Origin of the sequence: Buchananella hordeovulneris (assembly GCF_001907235.1) — a bacterium.
GTDB lineage: Bacteria > Actinomycetota > Actinomycetes > Actinomycetales > Actinomycetaceae > Buchananella > Buchananella hordeovulneris.
In genome coordinates this window covers 39,543-54,184 of sequence record NZ_MQVS01000012.1, presented here as the reverse complement: position 1 = coordinate 54,184, position 14,642 = coordinate 39,543, and the positions used below count along the sequence as shown (strand labels likewise).

At 66.1% G+C, this 14,642-nt stretch carries 17 protein-coding genes; 5 read left to right on the top strand and 12 right to left on the bottom strand.

All coding sequences use genetic code 11. The features are described 5' to 3' along the window. Positions 1-76 precede the first annotated feature (76 nt). Both BSZ40_RS10015 and BSZ40_RS10010 read left to right on the top strand, forming a co-directional pair. Positions 77-682: a DUF3043 domain-containing protein gene (locus tag BSZ40_RS10015; RefSeq protein WP_073825949.1), complete on the top strand. Its 606-nt coding sequence runs from the start codon at positions 77-79 to the stop codon at positions 680-682. Positions 683-759: 77 nt separating this feature from the next. Further along, positions 760-1,767, top strand: a complete 1,008-nt coding sequence (locus BSZ40_RS10010) for an aldo/keto reductase family protein (RefSeq protein WP_073825947.1) — start codon at positions 760-762, stop codon at positions 1,765-1,767. A 35-nt stretch (positions 1,768-1,802) separates the two neighbouring features. Here the strand turns inward: BSZ40_RS10010 and BSZ40_RS10005 are convergent, their stop codons facing one another. The 3 genes from BSZ40_RS10005 to BSZ40_RS09995 form a co-directional block, all read right to left on the bottom strand. Continuing rightward, positions 1,803-2,864, bottom strand: a complete 1,062-nt coding sequence (locus tag BSZ40_RS10005) for a quinone-dependent dihydroorotate dehydrogenase (RefSeq protein ID WP_073825945.1) — start codon at positions 2,862-2,864, stop codon at positions 1,803-1,805. Between the two features lie 41 nt (positions 2,865-2,905). After that, positions 2,906-3,496 carry a hypothetical protein gene (locus BSZ40_RS10000; RefSeq protein ID WP_073825942.1) on the bottom strand — a complete coding sequence of 197 codons (591 nt, stop codon included), beginning with the start codon at positions 3,494-3,496 and terminating at the stop codon, positions 2,906-2,908. 114 nt (positions 3,497-3,610) lie between these two features. Beyond that, positions 3,611-4,465 carry a TrmH family RNA methyltransferase gene (locus tag BSZ40_RS09995; protein WP_073825940.1) on the bottom strand — a complete coding sequence of 285 codons (855 nt, stop codon included), beginning with the start codon at positions 4,463-4,465 and terminating at the stop codon, positions 3,611-3,613. A 54-nt stretch (positions 4,466-4,519) separates the two neighbouring features. On the opposite strand from BSZ40_RS09995, the gene BSZ40_RS09990 reads away from it, so the two are divergent. Further along, entirely contained in the window at positions 4,520-4,861 is a 342-nt protein-coding gene (locus BSZ40_RS09990) for a thioredoxin family protein (RefSeq protein ID WP_158020896.1), read from the top strand. 55 nt (positions 4,862-4,916) lie between these two features. Continuing rightward, positions 4,917-5,543, top strand: coding sequence for a DM13 domain-containing protein (locus BSZ40_RS09985; RefSeq protein WP_245794010.1), 627 nt, complete (start codon positions 4,917-4,919; stop codon positions 5,541-5,543). A 22-nt stretch (positions 5,544-5,565) separates the two neighbouring features. Here the strand turns inward: BSZ40_RS09985 and BSZ40_RS09980 are convergent, their stop codons facing one another. From BSZ40_RS09980 to BSZ40_RS09975, 3 genes are all read right to left on the bottom strand, one after another. Next, the gene (locus tag BSZ40_RS09980; RefSeq protein WP_073825934.1) at positions 5,566-6,318 is read right to left on the bottom strand and encodes an HAD-IIB family hydrolase; all 753 of its coding nucleotides are present in this window, start codon (positions 6,316-6,318) and stop codon (positions 5,566-5,568) included. A gap of 84 nt (positions 6,319-6,402) precedes the next feature. After that, on the bottom strand, positions 6,403-6,576 hold the full coding sequence (locus tag BSZ40_RS11685; RefSeq protein WP_124852680.1) for a MetS family NSS transporter small subunit: 174 nt from the start codon (positions 6,574-6,576) through the stop codon (positions 6,403-6,405). Position 6,577: 1 nt separating this feature from the next. Beyond that, a complete protein-coding gene (locus tag BSZ40_RS09975) occupies positions 6,578-8,140 on the bottom strand; it encodes a sodium-dependent transporter (protein WP_073825933.1) in 1,563 nt (520 codons plus the stop codon). A gap of 167 nt (positions 8,141-8,307) precedes the next feature. On the opposite strand from BSZ40_RS09975, the gene deoD reads away from it, so the two are divergent. Further along, on the top strand, positions 8,308-9,033 hold the full coding sequence (deoD, locus tag BSZ40_RS09970) for a purine-nucleoside phosphorylase (protein ID WP_073825930.1): 726 nt from the start codon (positions 8,308-8,310) through the stop codon (positions 9,031-9,033). A 26-nt stretch (positions 9,034-9,059) separates the two neighbouring features. Here the strand turns inward: deoD and BSZ40_RS09965 are convergent, their stop codons facing one another. The 6 genes from BSZ40_RS09965 to BSZ40_RS09940 all read right to left on the bottom strand — a co-directional run bounded on the left by BSZ40_RS09965 (position 9,060) and on the right by BSZ40_RS09940 (position 14,564). Then, positions 9,060-9,704, bottom strand: a complete 645-nt coding sequence (locus BSZ40_RS09965; protein ID WP_073825928.1) for a PQ-loop repeat-containing protein — start codon at positions 9,702-9,704, stop codon at positions 9,060-9,062. A gap of 51 nt (positions 9,705-9,755) precedes the next feature. Then, positions 9,756-10,376, bottom strand: coding sequence for a response regulator transcription factor (locus BSZ40_RS09960; protein WP_073825926.1), 621 nt, complete (start codon positions 10,374-10,376; stop codon positions 9,756-9,758). After that, positions 10,373-11,512: a sensor histidine kinase gene (locus BSZ40_RS09955; RefSeq protein ID WP_073825923.1), complete on the bottom strand. Its 1,140-nt coding sequence runs from the start codon at positions 11,510-11,512 to the stop codon at positions 10,373-10,375. Before BSZ40_RS09955 ends, BSZ40_RS09960 begins: the two co-directional genes overlap by 4 nt. After that, positions 11,509-12,288, bottom strand: a complete 780-nt coding sequence (locus BSZ40_RS09950; RefSeq protein ID WP_073825922.1) for an ABC transporter permease — start codon at positions 12,286-12,288, stop codon at positions 11,509-11,511. Before BSZ40_RS09950 ends, BSZ40_RS09955 begins: the two co-directional genes overlap by 4 nt. Next, complete coding sequence (locus BSZ40_RS09945) at positions 12,285-13,181, bottom strand: ABC transporter ATP-binding protein (protein ID WP_073825919.1); 897 nt, start codon at positions 13,179-13,181, stop codon at positions 12,285-12,287. The genes BSZ40_RS09950 and BSZ40_RS09945 overlap by 4 nt, the downstream gene beginning before the upstream one ends. Before the next feature lie 84 nt (positions 13,182-13,265). Further along, positions 13,266-14,564, bottom strand: coding sequence for an NAD(P)/FAD-dependent oxidoreductase (locus BSZ40_RS09940; protein WP_073825917.1), 1,299 nt, complete (start codon positions 14,562-14,564; stop codon positions 13,266-13,268). Positions 14,565-14,642 lie beyond the last annotated feature (78 nt).

The following is a 14,642-nucleotide window of genomic DNA, read 5'->3' as shown; positions in this document are numbered from 1 at the left end:
GCGCCACCCTACCGCTGCCGCCGCGGACCCTAGCGGCAACTGGGCGCGCCCGAACCGTTTCGTCTAACCTGTGCCAATGAGCTTTCGGAAGAAATCTGCCGCCGACGCGCCCACCCCGGCGGCCGAGTCGCCCTCCGGCAAGGTGGGTGGTAAGGGCAGGCCTACTCCTAAGCGGCGGGAGCAGGAAGCCAAACGTCTCCATCCGTTAGTACCGCCAGACCGCGAGGCCGCCCGGAAAACGGCGCGGGCCGCGCAGCGGCAGGCGCGGGATGAGGCGTTCCGCCGCCAGCAGGAGGCCCTGCGCACTGGCGACGAGCGCTACCTGCCGGCCCGCGACAAGGGCCCAGCCAGACGTTTTGCACGCGATTGGATCGATGCTCGTTTCTGCATCGGGCAGTTCACGTTGCCGCTGATGCTTTTGATGATGGTGGCGACCTTCGTGTTGGCGTCGTTTCTCCCGCGGCTGGCCGTGTGGTCTTTGGTGGCGATCTACGCGCTGTTCATCCTGGCCTTTGCTGACTCGCTGCTCGCGGCGCGAAAGGTAGGCCAAGCCCTGGAGGCCAAGTTTGCTGCCGAGCAGATCCCGCGGTTTACCCGTTTCTACGCGTTCTCACGTTCGTTCATGCCACGACGCCTGCGCGCGCCCCGTCCGCAGGTAGGCCGGGGGCAGTTCCCCTCCTGAGGGGCGAAGGTGGGAAGCGAAACCGCTTCCCACCTCTTTTTCGTCCCGAGCGGCTGGGCGGCGACGTAGGGTGAAGTATGGTCAATTACCGCTACTTGGGCCGTTCGGGCCTGAAGATTTCTGAGATCACTTACGGCAACTGGTTAACGCACGGCTCCCAGGTGGAAGCCGAGGTGGCCACCGCTTGCGTGCAGGCCGCGCTGGATGTGGGCATCACCTCGTTCGACACGGCAGACGTGTACGCCAACACCGCGGCGGAGGAAGTGCTAGGGCGGGCCCTGGCGGGACTGCGCCGCGAAAGCCTTGAGGTGTTTACCAAGGTGTTTTGGCCCACCGGCCCCGGCGGCCCCAACGACTGGGGGCTGTCACGTAAACACATCATGGAGTCTATTGATGGGTCTTTGCGGCGTTTGCAGATGGACTATGTCGACCTCTACCAGGCTCACCGCTGGGACGACCACACGCCCCTAGAGGAAACCATGCAAGCGTTCGCTGACGTGGTACGGGCAGGCAAGGCGCTGTACATCGGGGTTTCGGAATGGAGCGCGGAACAGTTGCGGGCCGGGCAGGCGCTGGCGCGGGAAATGGGCGTGCCGTTGATCTCCTCGCAGCCTCAGTATTCGATGTTGTGGCGGGTAATTGAGGAGGAAGTAGTTCCCGCCAGCCGAGAGCTGGGAATCGGGCAGATCGTGTGGTCTCCGGTGGCGCAGGGCGTGTTGACCGGCAAGTATCGACCGGGCGCCCCAGCCCCAGCTGGTTCGCGCGCCACCGACGACAAGGGCGGGGCGCAGATGATCTCTCGTTTCCTGCGGGACGATGTCCTGACAGCGGTGGCGGGTTTGGAGCCAATTGCGGCGGAGCTGGGCTTGACGATGGCCCAACTGGCGGTGGCTTGGGTGTTGCAAAACGACAACGTTAGTGCCGCTATCGTCGGGGCCTCGCGCCCCGAGCAGCTGCGAGAAAACGTCAAGGCCGCAGGGGTGGTGTTGCCCGCCGAGGTGCTCGAACGCATTGATGTTGCGTTGGCTGGGGTAATTGAACGCGACCCAGCCCTCATCGGCACGGGCACACCGTCGCGCCGGTAGTCGGCGGGCTGGTGGGGGCCCGGTGCCCCCACCAGCTACAAAGGCAGATATCCCCGCTCGGCCAAGGCCCGATTGAGGCGCCCCGGCCAAGCCGGGCCCTGGTAGATGAAGGCCGTGTACGCCTGCAGGAGGTCGGCCCCGGCCGCCAGCATGGCCTCGGCATCGGCGATGGAGGATATACCGCCGACCCCGATGATGGCCTTGTCCGGTCCCAGGCTCGTCCGCAGGCGCCGTACTACCCCCAGAGACTTCTCCCGCAACGGCAGCCCCGACAGGCCCCCACCGCCCGTTTCGTGGTGGTGGTCGATGGTGGTGTTGGTGGCCACCACGCCGGCCAGGTCCAGTTCGCGGACGAGGCTTGCCACCGCGTCGATGTCGGTGCCGTCTAGGTCAGGGGCAATCTTGACGAACAGCGGCACCCGCCGCCCGGCAGCCGCGTCGGCGGCTTGCGTCACCGCCGTGAGGATGGGGCGCAGCGACTCCACTGCCTGCAGGTCACGCAGCCCGGGGGTATTGGGGGAAGAAACGTTGACCACCAGGTAGTCGACCCAGCGGGCCAAGAGCCGCGCGGAGTAGGTGTAGTCCCCCACTGCCTCGCTCAGCGGGGTGACCTTGGATTTGCCGATGTTGGCCCCGACGATGATGCTGCGCCCGCGTTTGGTGGCGCGCAGAGCCGCCAACCGCCGGGCCACCACCTCGGCGCCCTCGTTGTTAAACCCCATTCGGTTTACTATCGCCCGCTGCTTAAGGACCCGAAAGAGTCGCGGCTTGTCGTTGCCGGGTTGCGGGTGAGCAGTAACGGTACCTATCTCGATGAAACCGAAGCCGAGGGCCGCCAGCCCTTCTACGGCGGTGGCCTGTTTGTCCATCCCTGCCGCGAGCCCGACGATGGCACGCATGGGCCGGGCAAACGGTGAGCGTCTTTCGCCGTGGCGAGCTGGGGCCAGGCGGCGCGGACGCCGGGCAAACAGCAGCTGTAGTGCCCGTTCAGTGGCCTGGCACTTGCCGACTTTCCCGAGGGCCCAGATGGTCCGTTCGTGGGCCACTTCGGGATCCATTTTGGCAAACACAGCGCGGAAAAGGGCACGGTAAAGCATGCCTTCAGCCTAGTGGGACTTGCCCGACGTCCCGACCGCCTTCAGTCCCACCACAGACGCCAGGCGGCCTCCAATTGTCCGGCCCCTACCCACACCTGCGTGATCTCGTCGGGTGGGTGTACGGCGTCAAGCTGATAGCGGTGTGCTACCGCTTGCCACAGGGCACCGCACTCACATTGGCAGCTGTGGTGCGTCGGCACGGCACGGCAGGGAAAGTCGCGCACTACCAGCGTGGTGACGGTGACCCGTTCGTCGCCGCGCTGCGGGCCGATGCCGTAGCCGGCCAGCCGCAGCTCCGGGTGTGCCAGACTGGCACGCGGACAGGCGCCCAAGCTGGGACCGTAGTTCTGTCGATCCGCCAAGGCGGCGGCGGGCAGAGCGTCCAGCAGCAACCGGGCGGTCTTGGCTCCCACCCCGCTGAAAGCGAGATAGTCGGCGACTGGCGCACCGCCAACCACCCGCGCCGCGGGGGCACTGAGCAGATCCCAGTTGTCTAGTTCTAGGTGGGGGGTGAGTATCTCCCAGATGCCTCCCTGTACGCTCCAGCCGCGCGGGCCGTACATGCCGCTTGGTGGGCAGCTGGCAGATGCGTCGACAACGGCAGTGGGCGGCAGGGTTGATGAGTGGGCCATGACAACCTCCAGACAGTTGGTAGAGGCTTCACTGTCCGGCTGGTACCGGCAGGAGGCAATAGCTAGCTGCCTGCCTGTGGAGGACACGCCGAGTTGCCACGCCTGCGGAAACCCCTAATCTGTACCTCCCGCCGGTCGTGTTGCCCAGAACGTCACCGCGGCTGCGGCCGCCACGTTCAGGGAATCCACCTCCCCGGCCATCGGGATGCGCACTACTTGGTCGCACGTCGCGATGGTGTGCCGGGCCAGGCCGTCGCCTTCCGCCCCGAAGACGAATGCCACCTTTTTCTCCAGCACCCCGCTGGCCACGAATTCGTCCAAAGTCACCGCGGTGGGGCTGAGCGCCAGCGCCGCCACGGTAAAGCCCGCCGCGTGCAGCACCTCCAGGTTGGGCCAGGGCCCGATGCGGGTCCACGGCACCTGGAATACTCCCCCCATCGACACGCGTACGCTACGGCGGTAGAGCGGATCGGCACAGGTGGGGGTCACCAGCACCGCGTCGATACCCAAGGCGGCGGCGGACCGAAACGCGGCCCCCACGTTGGTGTGATCCACCAATCCCTCCAAGATCGCCACCCGACGGGCCCCCCGTCCTTGCCGGGCGCGGGACAAAACGTCTTCCACCGTCGCCAACTGGGGGCGCACCATGGCCGCCAAGGCCCCGCGGTGCAGGTGGAAGCCCGTGATCTGCTGGAGGAGCGGCTCGGGGGCCACGAAGACGGGAATGTCTCCCCCATCAGCCTGCCCACCTGCCGCACGCAGCACTGGGGCCAGGGCGGCGAGCCACTTGGGAGCCACCAGCACCGAGCGGGGCCGGTGGCCGGCCGCCACCGCCCGAGCTATCACATTGGTTGACTCCGCCATGTAGAGGCCTGCGGGCTCTTCCACCTGGGTGCGGAGGGCAACATCGGTCAGCCCCGTGTAATCCACCAGGCGGGGGTCGTCAGCTTGCGACAGTTCGATGAGCATGCCCCCAGTGTGCCGGTTGGGCAACCACGGCACCAATCCAGCTACGGTAGGCGCGTGATAGGTGCAGTTGGCGACTGGGTGGATCCCCGAGAGGTGGGCGACCACTGGGGAACAGGCGGCAGCGTCGTGCTGCTGGCCACCCCCCTGTGCCGCCCCTGTCAAGCGGCCCGCACCCGCGCCCACCTGGCTTTGCGGGACTACCCGCAGGTGAACCTCGTGGAGATAAATGTGGCGGAGCACTTTGATATCGCCGCACGTTTCCAGGTGCGCGCGACCCCTACGGTGTTGTTTGTGCGAGCAGACGGCCGCGTCACTGCACGCTGGGACGGCCAGGTGCCCGGCCAGGCAGGGTGGCGTATCGCACTAAAGGGGTTGGGAACAAGTGTGAGGGCTTGAGGCGTTGGGGCAAGTGCTAAATGACTGCAATTGCCGAAACGTGAGGTGAGTTCCTGTGCGCAAAAAGAAGTGGATGATCATTGGGGCTATCGGGTCCGTGGCGCTGATAGTTGCTTTAGTCCTCTTTCAGCCGTGGCTGCTGTTCATCGACAAGCGAGTAGACGACGCCCTGCCCACGGTGGCCACCCGCCCGTCGGCCGCGGTGAGCCCAAGCGCTCCGGGAGCGGCGACTGCCAGCTCCTCCCCCGTGCCGACGGACGCCGCGACACCCGCCCCGTCCACCCCCGCCCCGCAGGATTCGGAGCCCGCGCCGAGTGAAGAGGTGGCGCGCGAGGTTGCGGCAGGCACCTTCATCTCGCACGAGCACGACACCTCCGGGCGGGCCAGCATCGTGCGCTTGCCGGACGGCAGCCACCAGCTGGTGTTCGAGAACTTGTCTACCTCCCTGGGCCCCGATGTGCGGGTGTGGTTGTCGGCTGGCCCGGTAGTGGAGGGGCGCGATGGTTGGTTCACGGCCGCTGACCACCCGCATCTGGATGTGGCCCCGCTCAAGGGCAACCTCGGTAACCAGGTCTATGACCTGCCCGCGGACTTTGACCCGGCCCAGTGGCCAACGGTGGACCTGTGGTGTGAGGACTTCTCGGTCTCCTTCGGGGCCGCTGCTCTGGAGCCGGTCGCCTAACGACCCGCGGCGGCTCGGGCGGCTAAGCCGCCCGGGCCGCCAAAAACTGTCGCACCACTTGGACGGTATCCTGCCAACCGCGTACCGCCACGCACTGCACGCCGAGCGCTTTGACAGGGTAGTCGTTTCCCCCCTCGTCGAGGCGGTCACCAACGAACAACATGTCGGCCAAGGCCAGACCGGTTTCTTCGGCCAGTCGCCTAATACCGTAGGCCTTATCCACGCCCTTGAGGGTAATGTCCACCGAGGTGGAGCCGCCGGAACGCACCTCCAGTTCCGGCAATAGCGGGGCAACGGCGGCCCGTAGCGCTTCCTTCTTCTCCCCGGTCGGGTCCCAGGCTTTCTTGGCCGCGAGCGGCGCCTGCTGCCCTAGGGCGGAAAAAGTTATCTGGGAGCCCCGGTCTTCCAGGATGTCCCCCCACGGCTCGGCCTCCCACAGACCGAGCCGTTTGGCTTGCTTTTCCAACGCCGCCATGGCATCGGCACGCTGGCAGTCCGTCAGATCGTGCGCGTAGCGCAGGGCATATTGGCTCCCGTCCCAGGTGTAGTAGCGGGTCCCGCAAGTCGGCATCAGGTGCAGGCGGCGGGCCTGCTGATCGGCCAGGGGCAGGTGGGAGAGCACCTGCGCAGTGAATTGCCCCATCTGCCCGCCGGAGATGATGCAGACTTCGACGGCATCCAGCAGATCCGACAGGGCCTGGGCCATTTCGGTCGGCAGGGGGGACTTCGACGGGGCCAGGGTGTCGTCCAGATCGAAAGCAACGAGGCGATGCATGGCTCTCCTAGAAGGTGGGTATGGGCCAGGCACATGTTAGCCGGGGCGGGCAGGTACGCGCGCCCCGGCTAACATGTGCGGGCGCTACGTGTCCTTCCCAAGGGCTTCGTAGCCTGGCAGCAGCAGGGCGTCGTCCGCCTCACTGTCGTAGACGTCGAGAGGTTGGGGCTTGAAGACAAGCATGACGATGCTGGCCACCAGCCCGCCCCAAACCACCGCAAAGGCGGCCAACATCAGCAGGATCGCGTCGATAGGCATGTCAGTTTTCCTTCCCGTTCTTTACCGGGCGGGGCGGGAGTTGGGCGGGCAAGGTGAGCGGAGTGAAGTTGTCGACGCGCCGCCACCGCAGAAGGGAAAGCAATCCGGTGACGACAGCGGCAAACAGGAGGCAGCCGCCCCCGAGGGTCACGAGCATCCACACCGGGTAGCCCTCGTATCGGTTAGTGAGCAAGCTCCAGGCCGTGGTGAGCAACATGTACAGCAAGACCGCCGGAATCAGATAGCCAACAGCGATGGCCCACCAGCGCCCCACGTGAACCGAGGAGACGATGTTCAAGGAGTGCCGCAACTCCCCCAGGAGCTTTTTGCCGACGCTGGCGTAGAGCAGGTAGGTCGAGGCGATGAAGACGATGCCTATCTCGTTGATGTGTTTATCGACGATGTCCAGCGAATACAACCCGGAGGTCGTGCCAAAGAGGAGGATGGAGACCAGGGCCGCGGGTATCCCGACCGCGAGCGCCGCGGTGGCGGCGGTGAGGCGGAACTTTTCTTGCACGGCGGCGGTGACGACCTGCAGCAGGGAGGTGAGGGAGGTTAGTCCGGCCAGCACCAGGGAGGTGAAGAACAGCAGGCCGAAGATCGGGCCGCCCGGCATCATGGTGACAATGGTGGGGAAGCTGATGAAGGACAGCGAGACGCCCGAGATGTTCTCTAATTCACCCACTGATACTTGTTGTTGAAATGCCATGAAGCCGAGGGCCGCGAAGACCCCGACGCCAGCGAGAATTTCGAAGGATGAGTTGGCAAACGCCGCCACGAGCCCGGTACCTCCCAGGTTGGCGCGGCGTTTGAGGTAGGAGGAGTAGGTCATCATGATGCCGAAGCCCACGGACAGCGAGTAGAAGACTTGGGCGAAGGCTGCCATCCAGACGGAGGTTTGGGTGAGGGCGGCCCAGTTTGGGGTGAAGAAGGCGGTCAGGCCGTCTAGGGCGCCGGGGAGGAAGACGGCGCGCAGCACGAGGGCGGTGAAGAGGACGACGAGGAGCGGCATGAACACCCGGTTTGCCTTTTCCAGTCCTTTGGCCACGCCGCGGGCGATGATGAAGAGACAGATTGCCCATACGCCTGCCAGGGGGGCGAGGACGCTCCAATCGGGGGTGATGGTGAGGCGGTGGCTGGCGGGCAGGGAGAGGAATTCGGAGAAGAAGAAGGTGCCTGCGTCGCTGCCCCAGGCTTTGGTCACCGAGAACCAGGCGTAGGCGGCGGCCCAGGCGATGATGACGGCGTAGTAGCACATGATGACGAAGCAGATTAGGACCTGGAACCAGCCCATCCATTCGGCGCGCCGGGATATGCGGTGAAAGATGGTGGGGGCGCTACCGCGGAAGCGGTGCCCGATGGAGTAGTCGAAGAGCAGAACGGGAATGCCGACGAAGAGGAGAGCCACAAGGTAGGGCAGGAGGAATGCTCCTCCCCCGTTGGAGTACGCCACTCCGGGGAAGCGCCAGATGTTGCCCAGGCCGACGGCTGAGCCGATAGCTGCGAGAAGAAAGCCGTACTGCCCGGACCATTGTTCGCGCGCGGGAGCGGTTTTTTGCGTCATGTTCCACCTTGCCCGAAAGACACTTACCGCGGGACGGTAAGTCTGGGTGGGCGACTACTTCGACCCCTGTTCGCATGTTGGACAGGTGTTCCAGAAGATCGCGTCGTGCTTTCGGACCGTTTTTGTGGTGTCATGGCAGTTAAACACCTATGGAGTAAGGAGAGCCCATGGCTACCCCCCACATTGCTGCCGAGCCCGGTGACTTTGCCCCCGCTGTCCTGCTGCCCGGGGATCCGCGGCGCGCCCAACGCATCGCCGAGTTGATCTTGGAGGATGCCCGCCAGGTTAACGACGTGCGCGGCATGCTGGGCTTTACTGGAACTGTCAACGGCAAACCGCTGTCGGTGATGGGCTCAGGAATGGGGCAGCCCTCGGCCACCATCTACGCCACGGAGTTGTTCGAGCAGTTTGGGGTTGAGCGCATCATTCGCGTTGGCACCTGTGGCGGCATCGCGCCCAGCGTCAAGGTTGGTGATGTGGTGGTGGCGATCGGGGCCCACACGGACTCGGCCATGAACTCGCTGCGCATTCCCGGGGTGCACTATTCCGCTGTCGCTAGTTTCGAACTGGCCCGGGCAGCGGTCACCGCATTTGAGTCCACCCCGGAGCTGGCCGCTGCCGCGCAGGTGCACGTGGGCACGATCATCTCGCGGGACCATTTCTATTTCACGCCCGCCGGACAGACCGAGCTCCTGGCCAGCTACGGGGTGCTCGGGGTCGAGATGGAGGCCGCCAGCCTGTATGCCACGGCGGCCCAGTTCGGCAAGGAGGCGCTGACGATCCTGACGGTGTCCGACCACCTGCTGGACCACTCGGGTGACATGACCGCGCAGGAGCGGGAGACCCGCTTCACCGACGCCTTGCAGTTGGCGGTGGCCGCTGCGCTCAGCTAGCCAGGCGACCGGGAGGGGCGCGGGGGCTAGCTCCCCGCGCCTTTCTCTTGCCAGGGGCGCGGGGAGGTGGGCACCAGGGTGGCAGGGCGCCAGCCGCGGCGGCGGGCCAGGTAGACCACGAGCACCGGCAGGCACACGGCCAGCATGACTGTCGAGGCTCCGGCCACGCCCAGATCCCACGCCAGCCAGGCCCAGGCATTCCAGCAGGCCTGCACGGCAGCGTTGACGGCCAAGAACCCACCGGAGACCCCGGTGATGTCGTGTTCTCGCAGGAGGCTGCGCAGCTGGGCGAGCATGGCTACCGCCTGCGGCCCGACCGCCACCAGCCCATAGACCAGGGGACCGAACTGGATGCGGACAGCCACCAAGGCCCCGGCCAGCGCCAGGGCCAGCCAATAGACCCGCCCCGTGGCCAGGTGCCGATCGCGTTGGATGAGGAGCAAGATGGCCAGCGCGCAGGCCGCCAAGAGTGCGTTGGCGATGATGATGTTCCAGTAGGCCCCCAGCACCCCGTGGCCGGTCCACGCCAAGAAGGATCCGGCCGACAGCTGCCAGGACTTCAGGGACACCCCCGCCGAGGTGCTGGTCCGCACGATGCGGGCGATTTGGGGAACGAGGGTGAGGGAGCCAACGATGGCACACACCCAGCCCCAGATCTCGACATAGCTCAACTCAGGCCCTCCGTTTTCCTGCGGTCGGGCAATTCTAGGTCTTGACTCGCGCTACACCCAGCCGTAGTCGATGGCCGTGCGCAACGCCTCAGCTCGGTTGCGGGCCCCAAGCTTGCCGATGGCGGAGGACAAGTAGTTACGGACGGTGCCGACACTGAGGTGGACGGTGGCGGCGATGTCTTCCGAGCCCACGCCCCCGGCGGAGGCGGCCAGCACGAGGGCCTCCTTCTCAGTCAGGGGGCTGGCACCGACGCACAGGCTGGCGGCCGCCAGCTCCGGGTCGACCACTCGCTGCCCGGCAGCTATCTTGCGGATGGCGGCCACGAGTTCGTCGACGGGTGTGTCCTTGAGAATGAAGCCGACCGCTCCGTTTTCCAGGGCCCGGCGCAGGTAGCCGGGGCGAGCGAACGTGGTGACCACGAGGAGGTGACTACGCGGGCTGGCGGCCTTGAGCGGGCCGATGGCGTCGATACCGTCGCTCGGTCCCCCAGGCCCGGCGGGCATCTGCACATCCAGCAGGACGACGTCGGGCCGGGTCTGCCGCACTACCTCGACGGTTTGGGCGCACGTTCCGGCCTGCCCGATGACGGTGATGTCGTCTTCCAGGTCGAGCATGGTGGCCAGGGCGGTGCGGATGAGGGCCTGATCGTCGGCGACAACGAGGGTGGTCATGATGCTGTCTCCCCTAGGTCGGCGCAGATGGTGGTGCCCGCGCCGTCAGTCTGAATAGTAAGGCTGCCCCCCATGGCGTCCAAGCGCTTTTTCAGGCCCCGCAGGCCGTTGCCGGGGGTGATCTTGCCGCCGGTGCCGTCGTCGGCGATCGTCACGCCCCGGGGGGTGACGGTGATGGTGCAGGTGCGGGCGCGGGAGTGGCGCACGACGTTGGTGACGGCTTCGCGTACCACGTAGCCCAGCAGCTCAGACTCGCTGTCGGTCAGTTCGGTGGTCACGCTAGGGGTATGGGCCTCGATACCAGCCGCCAGCAGGAGGGCTTTGACGGCGGCTATCTCGGAAGCCAGGCGGACGGTTTTCATGCCGGAGACGGTGGAGCGGACGTCGGCCAGGGCCTGGCGGGCGGTGCGGCCTAGGCTCTCGATCTCTGTGCGGGCGGCGGCGGGTTTTCTCTCTAGCAGCCGGGAGGCGAGGTCGGCCTGCACGGCGATGGCGGTCAGGGAGTGGCCGAGGATGTCGTGCAGGTCGCGGCCGATGCGCTCGCGTTCGGCGGCCACCGCCAGCACCGCGGTGCGCCCTTCGGCGTCCTTGAGGGCCTCGTTGGCCAGGTCGGACCTGATTCCGAAGGCGGCCATCAGCCCGGCCATCGCTGACATGAGGGACATGGAGGTGGCCAGCATGTCTTGCCCAGCGCAGAAGGTCGCGATGCAGAACCCGAGGCAGGAGATGCTCATGATGACGGGGACCGCCCACTGGACGGCGAAGAGCATCGCCGCGGCAGTGGTGGCATAGACGCTGTAGTAGACCGAGACGTGTGGTTTGCCGGTGACCAGGCTGGGCAGGGTCAAGCTGAACAGCAGGAAGCAAAACCAGGCGACCCGGGCCCAGGTGGGCCAGTGCAGCACCAGGGTGACGCCGACGTAGCTGACCGCCACCGTAAACAGCACGGCGTAGGCCACGAGGACTTCGCTCCAGGGGCGGTCTTGCACCTGCACCACCGGAATGATGAGAAACAGCAGGCTGGGCACCACGTAGGCGCCCCCTTGGGCGAAGCAGCGCCGCCACCAGGGCAGGCCGAGGGCCCCCGGCACGAAGCCGGGGGCCTTGCCGTCACGCGCCTGCGTCAGGCCAATCATCGGCGGGCGTTCTTGGAGGCCCGGCGATAGCCGACCACTCCCAAAACCAGCAGCACAGCGGTCCACACAGCGATAACTATGGCACCTCGCCACGGGAATCCGTGGTTGATGATCGGTAATTTGCCGATCTCTGACGCCCAGTAGGACGGTGTCAGTTCCCCGATGGTGCGCATGGCCGGCGGCATCATGCTCAGGGGGAACCACAGTCCGCCGACCATGGCCAGCAGCAGCATCGCAAAGGTGGAGGCCCCTTGGGCGGCCTGGGGGCGCAGGGCCAGGGCAATGTCGAGGCCGAGCAGCACGAATGGAATGAGCACCAGCACCAACAACACGAAGGATGCCAGCCATTGGGACAGCTCCAGGTGAACCCCGCGCAACCGCCCGGCCAGGAAGACGATGGCCACCGCGGGCACCACCGTCGTCACCGCTACCAAAAGCTTGGCCAGCAGGTACTGGGTGCCGGTCAGCGGGGTGAGCATGAGCTGCCGGAACCAGCCCGAGGACCGCTCGGTCTGGATGATGGCTCCGGCGCTAATAGCCGCCCCCATCCCGCCGTAAGTGCCCATGGTGATCATCATCATGGCATCGACCCCCAGGCCCGGCTGGATCTGCTGATTGCCGTAGATGGCGGCGAAGAACAGGTAGATGGTGGTGGGCAGGCCGATGATGAAGACCAGGAAAGCCCAGTCCCGCATCACCTGCTGCAGGCTGCGGAAGTAGTAGCGCCAGAAGCGGCCCAGGGAGCTGGTCGGGCGGGGGGCGGCGACGGTGTTCATTTGCTTTCTCCTTCGGCCACCAGGTTTACGAAGGCATCCTCCAGGCTGGGGGCGCTAACGGCGATGTCTGATATTTGGTGAGCTTGGGGGCCGCACAGCAGCTGCCGCAGCAGGGCGTCGGAGTCGGAGGTAGTCAGCACCGTCCGGCCGTGCTCCTGGGTGACCCGCACGACGCCGGGCAAGGAGGCGAAGTCGCCTCCCCTTGCGTAGAAGGAGACCTGTTTGCCGCCCACCAGGTTCTTGATCGTCTCCCCGGTGCCGTCGGCGATGACGCGACCGTGGCTGAGCACGACGATGCGGTCGGAGAACTCGTCAGCCTCCGCCAGGTAGTGGGTGGCGTAGACAATGGTGTGGCCTGCGGCCGCGAACTGGCGCATGGTGGACCAAAAGCTCCGCCGCGCATCCACGTCGAGACCGACGGTGGGTTCGTCCAACATAATTAAGTCGGGGTTGGGCATGATCGCCAGCGCGAAACGCACCCGCTGGGCCTGCCCACCGGAGAGCTTCGAGGTCGAGGTCTTCAAGATGTCGCCCACGTCCGCCAATTCGATCACCCGATTTAGCGGCAACGGGTGGGCGCTGATGTCATAAACAGTGCGCAGCAGATTGTGCACGGACACGTCGGCGAGTAGCGCCCCATTTTGCAGCATCGCCCCGATCTTGCCCGCCCGCACTGCCGCGCGGGGCTCTTCCCCAAATACTTGGATGCTGCCTGCGTCGGGACTACGCAAGGCAAGAATCATTTCTGTGAGCGTCGATTTGCCCGCCCCGTTGGGGCCAAGCAGGGCCAAAACCTGCCCGGCAGGAACGCGCAGATCGAGATTATCCACGGCCCGCAATGTCCCGAAGGACTTTGTCACGCCGGTGACGGTAATTCCGGTCTGTGTGTGCATAGCCCAATGGTGACGCAATCCACTCGCGCCGACGAGCCGGCCCCGTCACCAAATGGGGATGACGATTGTCAAGCCAACAGCTTCCTACTTGTCATGCGGGCGCGTGTAGTCCAAGCGCTGGGTCGGGGCCACCATGTCGCCGACGATGGTGGCGGCGGAGGCGGGCCACTCCCAGTAGCGGAACGTCATGTTGACCATGGTCTGCAACCTGTTGCGCCCACCGAGCAGGGTGGCCAGGTGCAGGGCCACCCAGGTGGCCCACGCCCCAAAGCCCCGGAAATGCACGCCGTTGGACAGCTCCACCACGGCGGCATTGCGGCCGATCGTCGCCATGATGCCCTTGTCGTGGTAGCTAAAGTCCCGTCGGTCTTGCCGCCGCAGGGCGGCCACGATGTTTTGCACGGCATGGCGGCCCATTTGCAGGGCCGGGGAGGCCAGCTGTGGGCTGGGCTGCTTCTCGACCAGGCAGGCGTCGCCCGCCGCGTAAATGTGCTCCTGCCCAACCACCTGCAGGGTCGGCTCGACCAGGATGCGGCCGCCGCGCCCGAGCGGCAGCCCCCAGTCGGCCACCTCAGGGTGGGCCCCGACCCCGGAGGCCCAGATGACCACGTCGGTCTCCAGCCTGGTGCCGTCACCGAACTCGATGGCGTGCTCACTGACCTTGGCCACGGAGGTGCGCAACCGCACATCCACGCCGCGTTTACGTAGCTGGCGCAGGGTATAGATGCGTTGCCGTTCGGCGAAGGGGGCCAGCAGCCGATCCGACATCTCGACCAAAATCACCCGGAAGTTGTCGGTGGCCAACTCTGGATAGATGGTGGGCAGGGCCTCAGACTTCAGCTCCGCCAGCGAGCCTGCGGTCTCCACCCCGGTGGCCCCTCCCCCAACCACGACCACGGTGAAGCGGCGCTCCCGGTCGGCGGCGCGGGTCAGGCGCTCCAGCCCGGAGAAGACAGCGTCGCGAGTCTTGATGGCGTCAGCGCGGGTGTAGATGGACCAGGTGTGCTCGGCCGCGCCGGGCACCCCGAAATAGTTGGGACCCACGCCGGGGGTGAGGAGAAGTTTGTCGTAGTGCACCTGGTAGCCGTGGTCGAGTTCCACGGTGCGCGCCACCGGGTCGATGGCGGTGACGGCGCCCTGCCGGAAGGAGGCCTCCTTCCGGGTGGCTAGGCGCCGCAGGGCGTAGGTGACGTCGCCGGGGTTCAGCCCGCCGGTGGCCACCTGGTAGAGCAACGGCTGGAATGTGGTGTAGGGCCGCCGGTCAATAAGCGTGACGCGCAGCCCTTGCCGCTGGGCTTGGTCCAGGGCGGCCAGCCCGGCGAAACCGCCGCCAACGATTACGAGGTGCGGCGCATTACCGCGGGCCCGATGCAACTTGAACATATTAGGAGAGCCTAACTCGCTGGCGGGTAGGCGTACAGGGGCGGCCAGTATGCTCGCAGCGAGGCCTGCACGGTGGCA